This is a genomic window from Adlercreutzia equolifaciens DSM 19450 (assembly GCF_000478885.1).
GTDB classification, from domain to species: domain Bacteria; phylum Actinomycetota; class Coriobacteriia; order Coriobacteriales; family Eggerthellaceae; genus Adlercreutzia; species Adlercreutzia equolifaciens.
The window spans coordinates 388,625-406,652 of the sequence record NC_022567.1 but is presented as its reverse complement, the minus strand read 5'-3'; the positions used below and the strand labels follow the sequence as shown (position 1 = coordinate 406,652).

Below are 18,028 nucleotides of genomic sequence, written 5' to 3'. Positions count from 1 at the left end.
TTGCCACGCAGCGCTCCCGCATCCGTCAAAATGCCGCTCCAGGCTACGGGTCGGCGGCTTGCCACCTGCCGACAAGCAGGGCTTTATCCCAGCTGGCTCACCAGGTTGTCGGTTTCGCGGGCGATACGCATTTCCTCGTCGGTGGTGACCACGCAGATCTTGATGGGACTGTCGTCGATGGAGATGATGCGGTTCACGCCGATCTGGCCCACCACGTGGTTGCGCTCGTGGTCGAGGATCATACCCATGTGCGCCAGCCCCTCGAAGATGAGCTCGCGCAGCTCGGCGGAGTTCTCGCCGATGCCGGCGGTCATCACCACGGCGTCGGTGCGGGTCATGGCCGCGTAGAAGCCGCCGATGGCCTTCTGCACCCGGTACACGTACATGTCGATGGCCAGCCGCGCCTGCTCGTTGCCCGCATCGGCCGCCGCCAGCACGTCGCGCATGTCGGCCGACAGCCCCGACACGCCGAGCACGCCGCTCTCGCGGTTTAGCACGGCATCCATCTCGTCGAAGGAGATGCCCTCGCGGCGCATGATGTAGGTGAGGATGGCCGGATCGATGGAGCCGGAGCGCGTGCCCATCATGAGGCCCTCCAGCGGCGTGAAGCCCATGGTGGTGTCGATGGACTTCCCGTGGTTGACCGCCGTGATGGAGCCGCCGTTGCCCAAATGGCACGTGATGAGTCCCAGATCGCGCAGCGGACGGCCGAGCAGGTTCGCCGCCTGCTGAGCCGCGTAGCGGTGGCTCGTGCCGTGGGCGCCGTAGCGGCGGATGCGGTAGTCGTCGTAGTAGCGGGCCGGCAACGGGTACATGTAGGCCTTGGGCGGCATCGTGGCGTGGAAGGCGGTGTCGAAGACGGCGACTTGGGGCGTGTTCGGCATGAGCGCGGCCATCATGTCGATGCAGGCGTCGGCCGGCGGGTTGTGCAGCGGTGCCAGCTCCTCGCACAGCTCAAGCTTCTCGCGGGCCGGCTCGTCAATGATCACGGATTTGGTGAAGTACTCGCCGCCGGCCACGATGCGGTTGCCGATGGCGTCGATCTGCGAGAGATCGCTGATGGGGCTCTCCGGATCGTCGACGAGCACTTCCAAAAGCTTCTTCAAGCACTCGGCCACAGTCATGTCCGCCACGCGATAGGTGGCCTTCTGGAAATCCGGCGCGAAGGACACGTTCATATAGGCGTCGGGCGTGCCCACCTTCTCGGCCAGGCACTTCATGAGCGACACCTTGCCGTCGGTCTCGATGAGCTGGCTCTTCAGCGACGACGAGCCCGCATTCACTACCAGTATGCGCATGAGATCTCCTCCTTGCACTAAAACGGCCCTTCGGGGCACCGAGAGCGCACAACGTCAACCTGGCATTATACCGTGTCTTCCCCGCTAGACCGCAGGGCCTAAGACAGCTGTTTTAGACACGGCACGCGAAGGCGCGAGCCAAAGCCTCACCGACCCTTGGAGCCCACCCGCAGGCAGACACAAGAAGAGCCGGCGCGAGGCCGGCTCTTGAATTCGATGGTCGGGTTGACAGGATTTGAACCTGCGGCCTCTGCGTCCCGAACGCAGCGCTCTACCAAACTGAGCCACAACCCGAAAGTGCGTCCTTGCGGACAGCGAACGCTATGATACCACAGAGCCCGCCCAGCGCAAGAGAAAAGTCGGCGGAATTTTACGCCTGCCCGCGTTCGGCGAGCTTTTGGGCGAGGTAGTCTTTCGGCACCACCTTCACCACGATGACGCCGTCGCTGATGACGTCGCCGTCCCCGTCGTAGGCGGCCACCTCCCAATACAGCTTGTAGCCGGCCTTCGACGACGGTTTGCGCTCGGCGAGTTTCGCCACGCCGCGAGCCACGTCTCCTTCCCGACCGCTCTTCTTGTGACGGATGGTCACCTCCACGCCGAAGGGCTGCTCGGTCTCCAAGTCGCACGCCAGCTCGCCGCCGGCCGAAGCGACCGATTCCAGAAGCGCGATAGTGGCGCCTCCGTGCAGAAAACCAAAAGGCTGCAAAAGCGCCGGAGTGATGGGCATCTCCGCCTCGACGAGGCCCGGCTCCACCTTGGTGAAGTGAACGCCCAGCGTGTGGTTGAGCCCCTGCGTCTCGCGCTTCTGCGCCACTTCCAGGGCCGCGCCCGTCAGATTCGTCTCCGTCATCGCGTTTGCATCCTTTCGCGCCAGGCGTCTTCCCGGCTCCCGCCTACTTCGTTTCCTTTGGGACCGTCCCTGGCCCGGTCGCGGTTCCCGAGGCCCCTGCCGGCACCTTCTCAAGCTCAGGCCGCGCCTCGGTAGTCTCCCACTTGGCGGCCCCGCTGGATTCAACCTGCTTCACGGCCTCCACCTTGTCGGGCAGCTCGTTCTCCATGGCTTCGGCCTTGCCTTTCAGATCGCGCTTTCCCAGCGGCATAAACGCCTTGATGCGCTGGATGACCACCGCGCCCACGAGGAACGGCAGCCAGAACACAATGCCGCGGTAGACGATGACCACCGCAAGGCCCGTGGCCGAATCGATGCCGAAGAGCGCGAAGGCCACGGTCACCGCCGCCTCCACAACGCCGACGCCCTGGGGCACAAAGGAAATCATAGCGAACAGCGTGGCCACAACATACCCGCAAATGAGCGCTTCTGGGTGGTGCACGCCGAACGCGAAGCCGACGAGCACGAAGCAGCTCATCTCGCAGATGCTGGAAAGGGTCGTCCACAAAAACGACTGCACCGTCTTGCGCGGATTCTTCGTGATGAGGTGCGCGGCGCTCGAGAAGTTGTGGATGGTGCGCTCCACGGACTCGTCGATGGCCGGCTTCTTGAACTTCGCGAGGATCTTGTCCGCCAGCTTCACGAAGGGCCGCAGCACCTTCAGCACCAGCTGGGGCTTCAGACCGCCCACGGCGATGACGAACACGAGGCCGCCCACGAGCGCCACGGCCACCAGCCCGAGCGCCAGCCAGCCCGGTTGCAGCCCTACCGTGAAGGTGAGCACGCCGAAGGTGGTGAGCATGATGATGACGAAGCCGGAATCGATGGACAGCTGCATGAGCAGCGCCGCCGTGGTGCCCTTTCCCGCCTGCATGCCGTTGCGCGTGGCCGTGGCCATGACGAGCGACGTGCCGGCCAGGTTCATAGAGGGCGCCACCGTGTTCATGAAGAAGGTGCCGAACACGAGCGAAAGTCCCGTGCGGTAGCTGATGTGCCCGTTCACCGTGTTGAAGCAGGCCTGAAAGCCGCGGCCCTGGGCCAGGTACTTGCACAGCTGGGCCACCACCGCCGCAATGATGAAGAAGGGCGTGCCCTGCTTGATGGTGTCGACGAGCTTCACCAGCGAGTCGCCGGAAAAGAATATGAACGCAAGCACAATGACGACCACCAGGCCGATCATGATTTTCTGCAAATTGCCGCGCATCAGCGCACCTCCGTCGTGGTAGGAGACAGGGGTAGGTGCATCATTATAACGCGCCGCCCACGAACTCCATGAGATCGCTGCGCAAAAGCCAATCGCGCTCGTCGGCCCCCGTGCCTTCCGCATCGGTTTCCAGGAACAGGAACCCGTAGAAGCCCACCGTCACCGGGTCGAACCCATGGTAGGCGAGCACATGGCTGAACCGCTCGCAGAGCGCCGCACCATCGAAGGGGCGCGCCAAGTCGGCCTCGGGCGCCGGATTCAGCAGCGACATGGAGTACACCTTGCCCGGATGCGCCGCGTACAGCGCTTCCAGATCGACTGGCGTATCTTCCAGGAAGGCCTCGTAGGTGCGCAGGCCCACGCCGTAGAAAGCCACATCGGTGCCGCCGAGGCCCGCGAAGCGCAGGGGGTTGAACTCGATGGGGGCGATCGTGTCCTCATCGACGCGCAATTCCACGTGCACGGGAATGCTGCGGGCGCCCACCACCTTGTTCACGGCCGCCAGCCACGCCGTGAAGCGGTCGTTCCAGGCGTCCACGATGGCACCGTCGGTGAGGTACATGCGATCGGAAGTATCCTCCGGGCCGGCGAAGTCGTGGCGCAAGATGTTCAGGATATGGGGTGTGCCGCCCTCGTCGAAGTAGGCGTCCAAGGCGTATTCCGTGCCCGCGAGGTAACCCTCGATAAGGTACTCGCTGCTGCCGACGACGCTTTCCGGATAGCGCTCGTGCCACCCGTCCTCGCGCCGGGCGATATCGGCCACGGCGGCCGCCCAGTCCTCCGGCTCTTCAATAACGTAGACGCCCATCGAGCAAAACCCCACGGAGGGCTTCAACACCACCGGCAACGGCAAGTCGGCGACGTTCACCGCTTCCAGCCCCGCGCGATCGACGGTTTCGTGGAACAGGCCCGGACTTAAGGGCGCGAGCTTCTCGCGCATGGCCGCCTTGTCCTTGAACAGGCGGATGGCGTCAGTGAGCGTCGGATTCTCCACGTGATCGAGAATCCAAGCCAGAGCATTCTCGGAGTTCGTGTAGATGCGCTCCCCCGCTTCCAGACGCCGGGCGCACTCGGCGGCGTCCACCAAGTTCAACGCACGGCCGCCGGCCGTCAGCTTCTCGGTAAACTCGTTGGTGAGCACGGGATGGGCCGAGGCCTCCATCCAATCGAGCAGCGGAACGGAGGCGTAGGGCTCGTCGAGAATGATCATGGGGAACTCCTTAGAACGCCACAAGAAACAACGGAGCTGCAAAGCGGGCTCCTCGCGGGGAGGAGCCCGTCGGATTACACGAGCTGCGGGTTAGCCCACGTAGAACGACCACTGCACCGAGTCGCCGGCGGTCAGCTGGCGCACGTCGCAGGCTTCCATCACCTGCTCGTCGTTCACCGTGTATACCCAGCCGGAAGCATCGCCTTCCGAGCCATTGGCGATGCCGTTGATTGACGTGACGAACTTGCCGTAGTCGCTGTTCTCCACCTGCACGTCCCAGCCGGCGGCCTCCGTCGCCTGCAGCACCGTGGAGCCATCGGCTACCGTCACCTCGATGGTCTTGGGCTCGGCGCCGGCGCTTTCGGGCATCGTGATGGAAACGGGCACGACGATGTCCTCCGCCGCCTGGCCGGCCTCGATGGGGCCTTCTTCCTCGGCCACCTGGGCCGCCTGCTCGGCCGCGTTCTCTCCGCTGCCGCTGCCGCCGTTATCGGCCGCCTCGCCGGCACAGCCCGGCACCACCAGCACGAAGGTGAAAGCCAGGGCCACCAAGGCCACGAGCCACTGCTTGGGAAGCTCCGTGATGTCGAATTTGTTCATAGTTCCTTATCCTTTCTTCCAGGGCCCTCTTGCTCGGCTCGGTGTTCCGACTTCGCCGCCGCCACGCCCTTCGGCGCAACGGCGAACCTTACGGTTACTGGTATAGCGCGGGCTTTCCACCCGCATTTCCCGAGGCACGTACCTGCCGCATCCTCATCCACGGCGCGCACCGCGCTCCCACGCGCGGCCCGACGGGCCATTGACGTACCCATTATGGCGCAAAACGGCCGCTCCCGAAAGAGCGGCCGCAAAGGGTTCGACAACCGACACCTTAGGCCCCAGACAAGGCCCCAAACGCCCGATTAGTGATGGAACAGGCGCATGCCGGTGAAGGCCATGGCGATGCCGTACTTGTTCGCCACCTCGATGACGTTGTCGTCGCGGATGGAGCCGCCGGGCTCGGCGATGTAATCGACGCCGGACTTGCGGGCGCGCTCCACGTTGTCGCCGAAGGGGAAGAAGGCGTCGGAGCCCACGGTCACGCCGCTCATCTTCGCGATCCAGTCTTTCTTCTGCTCGCGGGTGAGCGCCTTGGGCTGCTCGGTGAATACGCGCTGCCACTCGCCGTCGCGCAGCACGTCGTCGCACTCGTCGTCGGACAGGTACACGTCGATGGCGTTGTCACGATCGGGACGGCGAACGTCGTCCTTGAAGGGAAGGTTCAGCACCTCGGGCATCTGGCGCAGCCACCACTGGTCGGCCTTGTTGCCCGCCAGGCGCGTGCAGTGGATGCGGCTCTGCTGGCCGGCGCCCACGCCGATGGCCTGGCCGTCCTTCACGTAGCACACGGAATTGGACTGGGTGTACTTCAGCGTGATGAGCGCGACGATCATGTCGATCTTCGCAGCTTCGGGAATCTCCTTGTTCTCGGTCACCACGTTCTCCAACAGCGCCTCGTTGATCTCGAAGTTGTTGTGACCCTGCTCGAAGGTGATGCCGAAGACGTCCTTCAGCTCGGTTTCGGCCGGCACGTAATCGGGATCGATCTGCACCACGTTGTAGGAGCCCTTGCGCTTGGTCTTCAGAATCTCCAGCGCCTCGTCGGTGTAGCCCGGCGCGATGATGCCGTCGGACACCTCACGCGCCAGGTAACGGGCCACATCGGCGTCGCACACATCAGACAGCGCCGCCCAGTCGCCGTAGGAGCACAGACGGTCGGCACCGCGGGCGCGAATGTAGGCGCAGGCGATGGGGGAAAGCTCGCCCTCGTCTTCCACGAAGTACATGGCACGGTCGGTCTCGGTGAGGGGATGGCCCACAGCGGCCCCAGCCGGGGACACGTGCTTGAAGGAGGCGGCCGCCGGCAACCCCGTGGCCTCCTTCAGCTCCTTCACGAGCTGCCAGGAGTTGAAGGCGTCGAGGAAGTTGATGAAGCCGGGCTTGCCGTTCAGCACCTGAATGGGCAGATCGCTGCCGTCCTTCATGAAGATGCGGGACGGCTTCTGGTTCGGGTTGCAGCCGTATTTAAGTTCCAGTTCGTTCATGAGTATCTCCTAATCGCCGAGGTTCTTGTTGTAGAGGGTTACCTCGCCGCCGACGTTGGCATACAGGCTCACCTTGTTGTCGTCGTTCAGGGCAGCCCACAGGGCATCGGGGGTCGGCAGCGTGACGGGGATGGGCTCGCCGGCGAAGGTGGGCAGCGGATTGCCGTCGCCCTGATAGGTGCTGATGAAGTAGCCGCAGCCCTCATCGACGCCCTCGTAGGCGAAGAACTCGCGGGTGCAGCGGTCGCCATCGGCGTGCTTCAAGATGGACATCTCGAAGGAGCCGTCGGGGTTTACGATAGCCGAGATGCGCGGCGTGAAGTTCGGCGCGTCGGGCTCGTACTCGCGCTGCATGCAGCCAGCGCGGAAATCACCCGCCTCCACGATGGTGTCGGTTTGATCGCCGTTGGTGACCACGAGCGCGTCGCCCATCGTGCGCACCGGGTGATAGATGATGAGGCTCGGGTCTTCCAGAAGCGCGGGATCGTGGGCCTCGGTGCGGATGCCGTCGGGTTCGATGGCGAAGATGCGGTTGCGGCTGTTGACCGAGCGACCCATGATGAAGTAGTACACCGTATCCTTGCCCACCACGATGCCTCGGCCCGGGTAGGGGTTGTTCTTCAGCAGTTCGACGAGATCTTGCACAGGCGTTCCCTTTCTCTTGGGGCTCTCTCCGACGCCGCTGCAGCCCGCACGCTTTTCGCATTGGCCCTCAGCCACGTCGACGGTTTTTCGCATCCCGCCCAATGAAAAAGGGCAAGCCCCTCCTGCGAGAAGGCTTGCCCAGACGGTCGGCGGGATAAGCGCGCTGCTCCCCCGTGGTTTCCCACGCGTACCCGTCAGTCACAGCGCGTTCGCTTCAGGGAGCAGGGTATCACGGAAAGAGCCTCCTGAGGAAGAGCGCTCCCCGTTTTCCCACGGCTTTTCCGTCGGCGGCTCGCGCACAAGAAGAGCGGCTACTCCCGCCCCAGGCTCTTCTCGTGGCGGTTGCGGGCCTCGTCGCTGTAGCGCTGCTTGTAACGCACATCGACCAGCTCGGCCACGATGGCGATGGCCAGCTCAGCCGGGGTCTTAGCGCCGAACTTGAGCCCGATGGGGCGCTTCACGCGATCCCAATCGGCCTCGGAGATGCCCGCGTTGATGACGAGGTCGTGCACCGTAGAGTTCTTCCCCGCGCACCCCATCATGCCCACGTAGTGCACCCCGTTCTGCAGCGCCCAGATGCAGCTTTCCGGGTCGAACATATGCCCGCGCGTGAGCACGCACACATAGTCCTCGGGACGCGCCGGCATGTTGGCCAACTCGTCGAAATTGCCGCCATGCAGCATGATGCGCTCGGCTTGCGGGAATCGCTCCTCGTTCAAGAACGCCGGGTCGTAGTCGACGGCCACCACATGGAAGCCCACGTGATCGGCGAGCTGTGCCACCTCGACCGCCGCATCCGACGCACCGAGCAACCAGACACGCACCTTCCCGAAGAGCGGCTCGCTGGCCCAGGTGAGGCCGTCGAACTGGTCGTTGTGCATCGAAGGGCCGCGGGTAACGTCCTTTGCCTGAAAGGTGTCGCGAGGCGAAAGCTCACGCGAGGCCACGATCTCCTTGGCGTCGTTGCAGAAGAACACGAGCGGCTCGCCATCGGCGGAACCTTGCTCGCCGTACTTCTTCGTGACCTCATTGTCCACGTTGCCCTGGGCGGCAGCTGCATTGTAGACGACCTTGAAGCCGAGCCAAGCCAGATCGCCCTCATCCATGGCGCGCAGAGCGCGCTCAAACGTAGGAATGTCGGCTTCGGTCAGCGTGGCGGCGATGGCCTGCAGCGTCTCGGGGCCGATATGCGGATCGCCCGCCGTTGCCTCATCCGAGAACGCCGGGAAATCCTCCACGGCCAGCACCGGAGTGCGTCCGGCTTGCAGGTCTTCAATGATGGTTGCTATAGTTTCGCGCTTCATTGCTTCCTCCAACAAAAACTTTTTCAAATCTGGTCACAAAATCGAGTTCTGGGTTTTTGGGATAACCCAATTTGCTCCTAAAACTCCTATGCGCAACCAAAACAACAGGGAATGCAACCCATTTTCGTCTATTTCAACCGTCAACAGCCATTCGAAAAACCCAGAACTCGACTTTGTGACCAAAAAATCTGAAATTCTTGTCATTGGCCCGGGATCGGCCGCTCGATCAACACCAGATTGCCCTAATCGACCGAGCGGATGTGAATCTTGCGGTCGGCGTCCAAGGTCATGCGGCCCTCGGCGATGGCGCGCAGCACTTCGGGGTAGATGATGTGCTCCGTCTCGTGGATGCGCGCCTCCAAAGCATCGATGTCGTCGTCCTCCAGCACCGGCACTGCTCGCTGGGCCACGATGGGGCCCTTGTCGTAGTCCTCGTTAGCCAGGTGCACCGTCACGCCCGTCACCTTCACACCGGCATCCCATGCGTCCTGGATGGCATGGGCCCCCTTGAACGAGGGCAGCAACGCCGGATGCAGGTTCAGCACATGGTCGGGGAAAGCGTCGAGCACCACCGGGGTGAGCTTGCGCATGTAGCCGGCCATGACCAGGTACTCGGCCCCGGCTTCCTGCATGATGGCAGCGATGCGGGCGTCAGCCGCTTCGCGATCCTCGTAGCAGGAGCGATCGAACACCGTCACGGGAATGCCGACCGCGCGCGCCCGCTCAATGCCGTAGGCATCGGGGCGCGAGGACAGCACATACACGATTTCCACGGGCAGGCCATTCGCGATCTCGTCGATAATGGCCTGCAGGTTCGTTCCGCTGCCGGAAAGCAGCACGCCGATCTTCAGCTTCTCCATTAGAACAGCTCCCCTTCGTTGGCGTATTGGACCTCGCCTTCGCCAGCGACAATGCGGCCGACACGGTAGGTCTCTTCGCCAGTAGCGGCCAGAGCGGCCTCTACGGCCTCAGCAGCAGCCGGATCAACAATCAGCACCATACCGAGACCCATGTTGAAGGTCTTCAGCGCCTCCGCCTCCGAAAGATTCGCCTGCTCGCAGGCAAAGCGCACCACCGACGGAATGGGCCAGGTGCCCAAATCGACCTCGGCGTTCACGCCTGCGGGCAAGGCGCGGTTCAGGTTCTCGGTGATGCCGCCGCCAGTGATATGAGCCAGAGCGCGGATGCCGCCGGGCACCTGCTCCATGACCGCGCGCACCGGCTTCACGTAAATGCGCGTCGGCGTGAGCAGGGCTTCCAGAATGCTCTGGCCACCCAAGTCCTCGCGAGCCTCGCGCAGCTCCTCCTCGGTACGGCCCTCGATGCACACCTTGCGGGCCAGCGAGTAGCCGTTGGAATGCAGGCCGGACGAGGCGAGGCCGATGAGCACGTCGCCTTCGCGCACGCTTTCGGGATCGAGCATGCGCAGGCGATCGACCAGGCCCACGCAGAAACCGGACAGATCGTAGTCGTCCGGATCCATCACGCCGGGATGCTCGGCCATCTCGCCGCCGATGAGCGCGCAGCCGGACTGGCGGCAGCCCTCGCCGATGCCGCCGACGATCTTGGCCATGGCCTCGGCATCCAGCTTGCCCACGGCCACGTAGTCGAGGAAGAACAAAGGCTCCGCGCCGGTGGCAAGAATATCGTTCACGCACATGGCCACCAGATCGATGCCCACCGTATCGTGCACGCCAAGACGCTGAGCGACCTTGAGCTTCGTGCCCACGCCATCGGTGCCCGACACCAAAAGCGGATCGGCCATGTCCTTGGCCGCCGCGATGGAGAACAGGCCGCCGAAGCCGCCGATGTCGCCCACCACTTCGGGGCGATAGGTGGAATGCACCGTGTCCTTGATGGCGTCCACGGCACGGGCGCCCTCCACGATATCGACGCCTGCCTCGGCATAGGTCACGCTGTTCTGGTTTTCCATGGGGTTCCTTTCAGTGTCTATGAAACCTCGCCGGCGTACACCGCCTCGAAGTCCTTGCGGGTAAGAAAGCTCTTCTTTGCCACATCGTCGGGAATGGGCACCGGGTAGTCGCCGGTGAAGCAAGCCGTGCAGAAGCCGTCGTGGCCCGCATCGGCGAGCGAGGCGCGCAGGCCGTCCAGGCTGATGAACGCGAGCGAGTCGGAGCCGATCCAATCGTTCATCTCCTCCAACGTCATGTTCGCGGCGATGAGCTGCTCGCGGGTATCGGTGTCGATGCCGTAGAAGCAGGGCCAGAGCACCTCGGGGCTCACGATGCGCAGGTGCACCTCGGCCGCACCGGCATCGCGCAGCATCTGCACGAGCTTCTTGGAGGTGTTGCCGCGCACGATGGAATCATCGATGACCACGAGGCGCTTGCCGGTAATCACGCTCGGCAGCGGGTTCAGCTTTAGGCGAATGCCCAGCTGGCGCATGGCTTGGGTGGGCTGGATGAACGTGCGGCCCACGTAGCGGTTCTTCACAATGCCGTCGGCGAACGGAATGCCCGAGGCCTCCGAATAGCCCAGGGCCGCCGGCACGCCGGAGTCGGGCACGCCGAGCACGAGGTCGGCCTCCACGGGCGCCTCGTCGGCCAGAATGCGGCCCATGGCGCGGCGAGCCTGGTAGACCGACTGCCCGTCAAGCACGGAGTCAGGCCGGGCGAAGTACACGTATTCGAAGATGCAGGCGGCCCGCGGGCACGGCGGCACGGCTTGCTCGCTTACCATGCCCTCGGCGGTGAAGCGCACCATCTCGCCGGGTTCCACGTCGCGCACGTACTCGGCGCCGACGATGTCGAGGCCGCAGGTTTCCGACGACACCACCCAGCCGCGTCCCTCGGGCAACTGGCCGATGCACAAGGGCCGAATGCCATGGGGGTCGCGGAAGGCGTAGAGCGCCTCGGGGCTCGCGAGCACCATGGCATAGGCGCCTTCCAGGTTCTCCATGGCGTAGCGGATACCCTCGCGCAGGTGGTGCGTCTGGCGCGTGAGATGCCCGATGGCTTTGGCCGCCACCTCGGAATCGGTGCCGGCGCGCAGATGCTCGCCCTCGTCGATGAGCTGCGCCCGCAGGTGGTTCGTGTTCACCAGCGTGCCGTTGTGGGCCAGCGCGATGAGCGTATCGTCGATGGCGGAGATATGCGGCTGGGCCGCCTCCCAGGAGGCCTTCCCGCCGCTCGTGGAATAGCGCACATGCCCGATGGCCACCACGCCCTCGCCAAGACCCGCCAGCGTCGCCTCGTCGAAGACCTGGGTCACAAGCCCCAAGTCCTTCGCCTCGATGACCGTGGAGCCGTCGCCCACGGCAATGCCGGCGCTCTCCTGGCCGCGATGCTGCAGGGCCTGCAGCCCGTAGCAGGTCAGGCGCGCCACGTCCTCGCCCGGCGCGTATACGCCGAAGACGCCGCACTCCTCTTCCAACCGATCCGGCTGCTCGCCGGGAAATACGCTGTCCGCCACTAGTTCTCCGCTCGTTCTTGCGCATCGGCGGCGATCTCGTCGGCCGCGCCGTCTTCCACCGCCGTGTCGCCCTGGTAGGTATCGGCGCCAACATAGCTGATAGGGACGAATTCAGCAACATCGGCGAAGGTGATATAGCGCCAGGTGTTGTCGGCTCCATCGCACGTACAGAAACCGAAGAGCTTCGTCGCGTCGGCGAGGGTATCGGTGGTATCGGGGTCGGGCGTGACGATGGACTCCTCCACGAGCCAGTCCTTGAAGGCCGAAAACTCCTCGTCGGTGGGGTAGTTCGGCGTGGCGATGGAGGCGTGAGTCATGGGCACGTGTTCCACGGCGAACGTCTGCAGGCGGTAGTTGCCCTCGGGGGTGAGCAGGTAAATGGTGCGATGCTCATTGAAGATGGCGGAATCACGGAACTCGGCGAACAGGGCGAACATGGAGCCGTTGCGCATGTGGTGGCCGTAGAGGATGTTCACCTCATCGGAGAAATCGCCGGCGTTCTCGCCCGAGAGCATGATGGAGCCGAACTCGGCGCCGAAGGAGCCCTCGCCCAGGCTGAAGTTGTGGTGCAGGTAGTACTCCGAGTCGCCGTCTTTGTGAGCCACCGGGTAGTTGATGATGGTGCCGGGCATGTACACCCACGCGACGATATCCGGGTTTATCGCACGCAGGGCGTCCCAATCGACCACCAGATCGGCCAAGTTGGTCACCTGCCCATCTTCCGGCACCTCGACGGTGCGGCTGGCGATCTCCTCGTACTCGTTCTGGCCCTGCCAATAGGTGTAGAACAGATAGCCTAGCGTTCCCACCGAGCCGATGAACACGACGAGCGCAAGCCAGAACACGATGCGCCAGAAGCACCCGCGCTTCTTCTTTTTCTTCTTGGTATCGGTATTCTCTGCGGTAGCCATGAGGCGTCCCCCTTCGATATCGATCTCTCTACCTAGCGTCGGCCCTAGGGGCAGTCGTTCGACCGCGCTGGCTGCGACGTCTTGCCGGCCCTGCGCCGACGTTCTCGCCTCCCCGGCCTTGCGGCCTGCGGAAAACAAAAAAGGCCCCGCAGGGGCCCTGAGCTCACCCCGTCGAACGGGCGAGCATTTACTTCTTCATTTCGTCCATGAAGCCCTTGGCGATGAACACCACAATGACGAGCACGATGATGGCCACAACGACCCAAATGGCCTCCATGGGAACTTCGAAACCGAACAATGACATAGCGGACTCCTTCTATGCAACGGGCCCGTCCTCTGCGCACCCGCCAGCTTGCTGATGTTGGGTTCATAGTACCCTGAACCCCGGGTTGGCGCAAGGAAAAACCCCACAGCGACGGCGAACTGCCTCCCCGGGAGGCGCTACGAGGCGGGGCACTCGCCGAGGCGCTTCTCCAGGGCTTCCACGATGATGCGCAGGGCCTTGATGCGAGCATAGCGCTTATCATCGGATTCCAGCACGATCCAAGGGGCGAACGTGGTCGACGTCAGGCGGAACATATCGTCGATGGCGGCCTTGTACTGGGGGTACTTCTCGCGATTGCGCCAGTCGTCCTCGGTGATCTTCCACTGCTTGGCCGGGTCGTCCTCGCGATCTTGGAAGCGGCGCAGCTGCTCTTCGGGGCTCACATCGACCCAGAACTTCAGCAGAATGGCGCCCCAATCGACCAGATCGTGCTCGAACTCGTTGATCTCATCGTAGGCCCGCGACCACTCGGCCGGCGTGGCGAAGCCCTCCACGCGCTCCACGAGCACGCGGCCGTACCAGCTACGGTCGTACATGCCCACGTGCCCCGCCTTGGGCAGGCGCGTCCAGTAGCGCCACAAAAACGGATGGGCGAGTTCGGGCTTGGTAGGCGCCGGCGACGGAAAGATGGTGTAGGCGCGGGCGTCGAGCGCCTGGGCGACGCGCTTGATGTTGCCGCCCTTGCCAGCCGCGTCCCACCCCTCGTACATGAGAATGAGGGGCACCCGGCGCTGGAACATGATGTTCTCCAGGCGGAACAGGCGATCCTGCAAGTGCTTGCGCTCGGCTTTGTACTCGTCCAAGGTGAGCGCCAGGCTGTGGTCGATCGTGTCCACCTGGGGGTAATTCTTCACAATGGCGAAGCGAGACTTTTTGGGAGCCAGTTCGTGCGCTGCGGCCGCCTGGGCCTCGGCGCGGGCCAGAGCCACGCCGGCAAGCATGCCGCGCCCGGGCTGGGCCGCCGGCGCCGGCACCGCGCCCGCCGCCTCGGCAGCGGCGGCCGCCTCCACGGCGCGCTCCTCGGCCAAAAGCTCGTCGGCCTTCTCGCGGGCCGCCAGCGACGCCTTCAGCACGTCGTCGGCCTCCTTGCGGGCGAGCGCGCGCTCCAGGGCGTCCACCAGCGTGCTGGCGATGGTGAGGTTCGTGCGACGCTTGTCCTCGCCGTTGAGCAGCACCCAGGGAGCGAAGTCGTAATCGCTGCGCTCGAGCAGACGGTCGTACAGCTCGTAGGCAGTCTCGTAACCGTGATGGCTTTCGAGCTTCTTCTCGGTCACGCGCCAGCGGGTCACCGGGTCGTCGTGCAGCCGCTGCAAACGCTCGACCTGCGCTTTTTTGGTCATATGCACGAAGAACTTCACCACCACGTAGCCATCGGACACAAGCTGCTGCTCGAAGTCGTGGACGGAGTCCAAGTAGTGGCGCTCCTCTTTCTTGGGAAGCAGCAGCTTGGCCGGCGCGTTGTAGAGCATGTGCTGGATGACCGCCGTGTACCAGCCGCGATCGTAGAACGTGATGGAGTTGCGCTCGCCCAGGGCCTTCCAGAAGGGCTGCATAATGGGGTAGAAGCCCGTCACGCCGCATTCGCGGCCGACGAACTCGCGCTCGGTGTCCGGATCGAGGTCGAGCCCCACGTAAACCCCGGTGGAGCGGGCGTCCAGGTGGTACATGAGGTCGGAAATGCGACTGCCCTTACCGGCGCCGTTCCAGCCCTCAAACAGCACCACGAGCCCCACGCCCTCGTTGTGGGCCTGCTGCTGGAGCACCACGAGCTTGGCCAGAAGTTCGTCCCACTGCTCCTTGTACTCTACCTTCTTCATGGGCTTCTTGTTGAACTTGACCTTCTCGAGCATGGCTTTCCTTTCCCCTATCCTTGAGCGTTCGTCTTCCGTAGCGACCAGACGCTGCGACGCTGGCCTATTTGCCGAACAGGCGACGAAAGAACCGCGTGATGGCATTGCCCGCTGGCGTTGGCTCTACCACGGTGGCCGGCACGATGGCGCGACCGTCGTCGGGGCGAGCAGCGTCCTCGACTTCGGCCGCTGGTGCCGGAGCGGGGGCGGCCGCCGGCGCCGCCTCGGCGCCCAGCTCCGCGCGCTCGGCCACGGGGCCCTCGGCAGCCGGGGCCACCGCAGCAGGATCAGCCGCAGCCGGATCGGAGTCGGCGGCAGGAGCCGTTTCGGCCGCCGCGGTCGCCCCTTGAGCCTCGCGAGCCTGCAAAGCGGCCACCTCCTGGGCCACGCCCTTGGTCACCGCTTCCAAAACCGAAGCCGCCGTGGCCGTCGCCGCTGCGGCCATGGCGTCGGCGGCATCGCGCACGGCCTTGGCCTCGGCCGCCTCCAGCTCCGGCGAGCGATGGGCCACAAACTCGGACTCCTCCTCGGTTACCACCTCATTGGCACCGACCTCGGCACCGTCCTCCGCAGCGACATCCCCCAGGGGGAACACCACGCGCGCGCTCCCTCCCAGATTGGCCTCCTTGCGAGCGGCCAACTCGGCAGCGGCCAGGCGCATGCGCTGAGCCTCGGCGATGAGGTACTTCTGGGAATCGAACAGCTCCACTTCCCCGTTCTCGTTGCGCTCCGCAAAGGCGCCGAGCGCCGTGTAAGAGCCGTCGGGCAGAAGCTCGCGCAGCTTGGCCGTGTCGGAATAGCAGATGCCCAAATACCCAAGCACCTGGTTGCGCAGCGTCTCGTTCAGGATAGGCCAGGCGATTTCGATGCGCTTGTCCATGTTGCGCGTCATGAGGTCGGCGCTGGACAAGTACAGCTTGCAATCCTCGCGCGGGCCGAAGCCGTACACGCGGCTGTGCTCGAGTAGCTGGCCGACGATGGACACCTCGCGCACTCGATCGGTGTAGCCTTCCACCCCCGGCAGAATGCAGGAGATGCCGCGCACGAACAGATCGATGGGCACGCCCGCCTGGGACGCCTCGACCAGTTTGTCGATGACCTCCTTGTCGGTGATGGAATTCGTCTTGAAGAACAGCCCGCACTTCTCACCGCGGCGCGCGCGCTCGATCTGCACGTCGATGTTGCGCAGGATGTTCTGCTTGATCATGAGCGGCGCCACCCACAGGATGTCGTAGTTGTCCGAGGTGTTCTCCAGCGCCATGTTGCGGAAGAAGTCGGCAGCGTCGTGGCCGATCTGGGAATCGCAGGTGATGAACGAGAAGTCGGTGTAGAGCTTCGCCGTCTTCTCGTTGTAGTTGCCCGTGCCCAGCTGGGTGATGTGCTGCAGGCCGTTTTCCGTCTGGCGCGTGATGGTGCAGATCTTCGAGTGCACCTTGAAGTTGCGGAAGCCGTAGATGACGTGGCAGCCGGCGGCCTCGAAGCGCTGGGACCACTCGATGTTGTTGGACTCGTCGAAGCGGGCACGCAGCTCGAAGAGCGCCGTGACCTCCTTGCCGTTCTCGGCGGCGTTGATGAGCGCCTCGGCCAGATGCGACTGGCTCGCTAGGCGGTACAGCGTGATCTTGATGGAAACGACGGCCGGATCCACCGAGGCCTCGCGCAGAAGCTGCACGAAAGCGTCCATGGACTGGTAGGGGTACGACAGCAGCACCTCGTGCTCGCTCACCTGCTCGATGATGGAGCGCTTGCGATCGAGGCAGGCGGGCCACTGGGGCGTGAACGGTGCCTGAGTGAGCGTGGCGCGCTTCTCGGCCCCCAGCCGGCTGCCGAGGCCCCAGGTATACCCCATGTTCAGCGGTACGCGCGTGACGAACAGCTGGTGCTCCGCCAGGCCGAGCTTTTCCAGCAGAAGCCCCTTCACCGTGCGCGAGAGCGGCCGTTCGCTTTCCAGGCGCACCGGGGCCAGGCGGCTGCGCTTCTTCAAAATGCGCTTCATGTGCTCGCGGTAGTCCTCGCCCTGCTCCTCGGCACCTTCCGTCGCATCGAGGTCGGCGTTGCGCGTCACGCAGATGACATTGGTGTGCTTGACGGTGTACATCGAGAAGACCTCGGCGGCGAACATCTCAATCGCGTGCTCGACGAGCATGAACGGCAAACCACTGCCGGGCAGCTCGATCACGCGGCTCGTCTGGCGGGGAAGGGGGATGATGCCCAGCGTCACGCCTTCCGCCCCGAGGTTCTTCGTGGCCTTGGCCTTGCCCTCGGCCTTTTCGCGGGCGCGCTCCTCCTTCGATTTCTTCGCTTTGGGAGCCGCCTCCTCGTCAAGACGCACCACGATGTAAAGGCCGCCGTTTTCCAGATGTGGGAAGGGGTGGCGGGCGTTGATGATCTGAGGAGAAAGGAACGGGAACACGTTATCCTGCATGTAGCCGCGCAGATAATCGAGCTGCTCGTCCGTGAGCTCCTCCTTGCGCAGGTTGCGGATATCCTGCTCGGCGAGGAGCGCGCGCACGCTCTCGTAGGTTTCCTCGTAGTAGGGGTACAGCTCGTGGCAGCGAGCGTAGATGGCCTCCAGCTGCTGAGCTGGCGTCATGCCGGATTTCGGATCGATGATGGACTTCTTCAGCAGCGAGAGGTCGGTGAGCGAGCCGACGCGCACCATGAAGAACTCCTGCAGGTTGCTCCAGAAGATGGAGATGAAGTTCAGACGCTCCAGAAGCGGCACCGTGGGATCGGCGCCCTGGTCGAGCACGCGCTTGTTGAAATCGAGCCAGGAAAGCTCGCGGTTTTGCATATAAGGAGGCTTCACGATGGTCGTCGTTGCGGTGTCCTTTGCTGCCTGTGCATTCATGGGCCTAGCCTTCTCCCTCTAT

At 64.1% G+C, this 18,028-nt stretch carries 14 protein-coding genes, 1 tRNA gene and 2 riboswitches; all 15 genes read right to left on the bottom strand.

Features of this window, described 5'->3' with window-relative positions:
* Window positions 1-83 precede the first annotated feature (83 nt).
* Complete coding sequence (locus AEQU_RS01310; protein WP_022738839.1) at window positions 84-1,298, bottom strand: acetate/propionate family kinase; 1,215 nt, start codon at window positions 1,296-1,298, stop codon at window positions 84-86.
* A 217-nt stretch (window positions 1,299-1,515) separates the two neighbouring features.
* Window positions 1,516-1,592: transfer RNA gene (locus AEQU_RS01305), tRNA-Pro, on the bottom strand.
* Between the two features lie 76 nt (window positions 1,593-1,668).
* Window positions 1,669-2,151: a PaaI family thioesterase gene (locus AEQU_RS01300; RefSeq protein WP_022738832.1), complete on the bottom strand. Its 483-nt coding sequence runs from the start codon at window positions 2,149-2,151 to the stop codon at window positions 1,669-1,671.
* A 43-nt stretch (window positions 2,152-2,194) separates the two neighbouring features.
* Complete coding sequence (locus AEQU_RS01295; RefSeq protein WP_022738827.1) at window positions 2,195-3,394, bottom strand: lysylphosphatidylglycerol synthase transmembrane domain-containing protein; 1,200 nt, start codon at window positions 3,392-3,394, stop codon at window positions 2,195-2,197.
* A 43-nt stretch (window positions 3,395-3,437) separates the two neighbouring features.
* A complete protein-coding gene (locus tag AEQU_RS01290) occupies window positions 3,438-4,604 on the bottom strand; it encodes an ATP-grasp domain-containing protein (RefSeq protein WP_022738822.1) in 1,167 nt (388 codons plus the stop codon).
* A 90-nt stretch (window positions 4,605-4,694) separates the two neighbouring features.
* Window positions 4,695-5,204, bottom strand: coding sequence for a DUF4430 domain-containing protein (locus tag AEQU_RS01285; RefSeq protein ID WP_022738817.1), 510 nt, complete (start codon window positions 5,202-5,204; stop codon window positions 4,695-4,697).
* Window positions 5,205-5,235: 31 nt separating this feature from the next.
* Window positions 5,236-5,351: riboswitch (adenosylcobalamin-variant (AdoCbl-variant) riboswitch) on the bottom strand.
* A 155-nt stretch (window positions 5,352-5,506) separates the two neighbouring features.
* Entirely contained in the window at window positions 5,507-6,688 is a 1,182-nt protein-coding gene (locus tag AEQU_RS01280; RefSeq protein ID WP_022738813.1) for a phosphoribosylaminoimidazolecarboxamide formyltransferase, read from the bottom strand.
* A 9-nt stretch (window positions 6,689-6,697) separates the two neighbouring features.
* Window positions 6,698-7,333, bottom strand: a complete 636-nt coding sequence (locus AEQU_RS01275; protein ID WP_022738809.1) for an IMP cyclohydrolase — start codon at window positions 7,331-7,333, stop codon at window positions 6,698-6,700.
* A 129-nt stretch (window positions 7,334-7,462) separates the two neighbouring features.
* Window positions 7,463-7,545: riboswitch (ZMP/ZTP riboswitch) on the bottom strand.
* A gap of 99 nt (window positions 7,546-7,644) precedes the next feature.
* The gene (locus AEQU_RS01270) at window positions 7,645-8,637 is read right to left on the bottom strand and encodes an XdhC family protein (protein ID WP_022738805.1); all 993 of its coding nucleotides are present in this window, start codon (window positions 8,635-8,637) and stop codon (window positions 7,645-7,647) included.
* A 242-nt stretch (window positions 8,638-8,879) separates the two neighbouring features.
* Entirely contained in the window at window positions 8,880-9,497 is a 618-nt protein-coding gene (purN, locus tag AEQU_RS01265; RefSeq protein ID WP_022738801.1) for a phosphoribosylglycinamide formyltransferase, read from the bottom strand.
* Window positions 9,497-10,570: a phosphoribosylformylglycinamidine cyclo-ligase gene (gene purM, locus AEQU_RS01260; protein WP_022738797.1), complete on the bottom strand. Its 1,074-nt coding sequence runs from the start codon at window positions 10,568-10,570 to the stop codon at window positions 9,497-9,499. Before purM ends, purN begins: the two co-directional genes overlap by 1 nt.
* A 17-nt stretch (window positions 10,571-10,587) precedes the next feature.
* Window positions 10,588-12,069, bottom strand: coding sequence for an amidophosphoribosyltransferase (gene purF, locus AEQU_RS01255; RefSeq protein ID WP_022738793.1), 1,482 nt, complete (start codon window positions 12,067-12,069; stop codon window positions 10,588-10,590).
* Window positions 12,069-12,980, bottom strand: coding sequence for a class B sortase (locus AEQU_RS11660; protein WP_022738789.1), 912 nt, complete (start codon window positions 12,978-12,980; stop codon window positions 12,069-12,071). Before AEQU_RS11660 ends, purF begins: the two co-directional genes overlap by 1 nt.
* Window positions 12,981-13,421: 441 nt before the next feature.
* Window positions 13,422-15,155 (bottom strand): hypothetical protein, encoded by a 1,734-nt coding sequence (locus tag AEQU_RS12230; protein WP_022738785.1) that lies wholly within the window; start codon window positions 15,153-15,155, stop codon window positions 13,422-13,424.
* 64 nt (window positions 15,156-15,219) lie between these two features.
* Window positions 15,220-18,006: a polyphosphate kinase 1 gene (gene ppk1, locus AEQU_RS01240; protein WP_084280294.1), complete on the bottom strand. Its 2,787-nt coding sequence runs from the start codon at window positions 18,004-18,006 to the stop codon at window positions 15,220-15,222.
* Window positions 18,007-18,028: the final 22 nt, after the last annotated feature.

What these genes read in the sequence shown, in the direction of transcription:
- AEQU_RS01310 (WP_022738839.1), bottom strand. Translation starts at nt 1,298, where the DNA reads ATGCGCATACTGGTAGTGAATGCGGGCTCGTCGTCGCTGAAGAGCCAG.
- AEQU_RS01300 (WP_022738832.1), bottom strand. Translation starts at nt 2,151, where the DNA reads ATGACGGAGACGAATCTGACGGGCGCGGCCCTGGAAGTGGCGCAGAAG.
- AEQU_RS01295 (WP_022738827.1), bottom strand. Translation starts at nt 3,394, where the DNA reads ATGCGCGGCAATTTGCAGAAAATCATGATCGGCCTGGTGGTCGTCATT.
- AEQU_RS01290 (WP_022738822.1), bottom strand. Translation starts at nt 4,604, where the DNA reads ATGATCATTCTCGACGAGCCCTACGCCTCCGTTCCGCTGCTCGATTGG.
- AEQU_RS01285 (WP_022738817.1), bottom strand. Translation starts at nt 5,204, where the DNA reads ATGAACAAATTCGACATCACGGAGCTTCCCAAGCAGTGGCTCGTGGCC.
- AEQU_RS01280 (WP_022738813.1), bottom strand. Translation starts at nt 6,688, where the DNA reads ATGAACGAACTGGAACTTAAATACGGCTGCAACCCGAACCAGAAGCCG.
- AEQU_RS01270 (WP_022738805.1), bottom strand. Translation starts at nt 8,637, where the DNA reads ATGAAGCGCGAAACTATAGCAACCATCATTGAAGACCTGCAAGCCGGA.
- purN (WP_022738801.1), bottom strand. Translation starts at nt 9,497, where the DNA reads ATGGAGAAGCTGAAGATCGGCGTGCTGCTTTCCGGCAGCGGAACGAAC.
- purM (WP_022738797.1), bottom strand. Translation starts at nt 10,570, where the DNA reads ATGGAAAACCAGAACAGCGTGACCTATGCCGAGGCAGGCGTCGATATC.
- AEQU_RS11660 (WP_022738789.1), bottom strand. Translation starts at nt 12,980, where the DNA reads ATGGCTACCGCAGAGAATACCGATACCAAGAAGAAAAAGAAGAAGCGC.
- AEQU_RS12230 (WP_022738785.1), bottom strand. Translation starts at nt 15,155, where the DNA reads ATGCTCGAGAAGGTCAAGTTCAACAAGAAGCCCATGAAGAAGGTAGAG.
- ppk1 (WP_084280294.1), bottom strand. Translation starts at nt 18,006, where the DNA reads ATGAATGCACAGGCAGCAAAGGACACCGCAACGACGACCATCGTGAAG.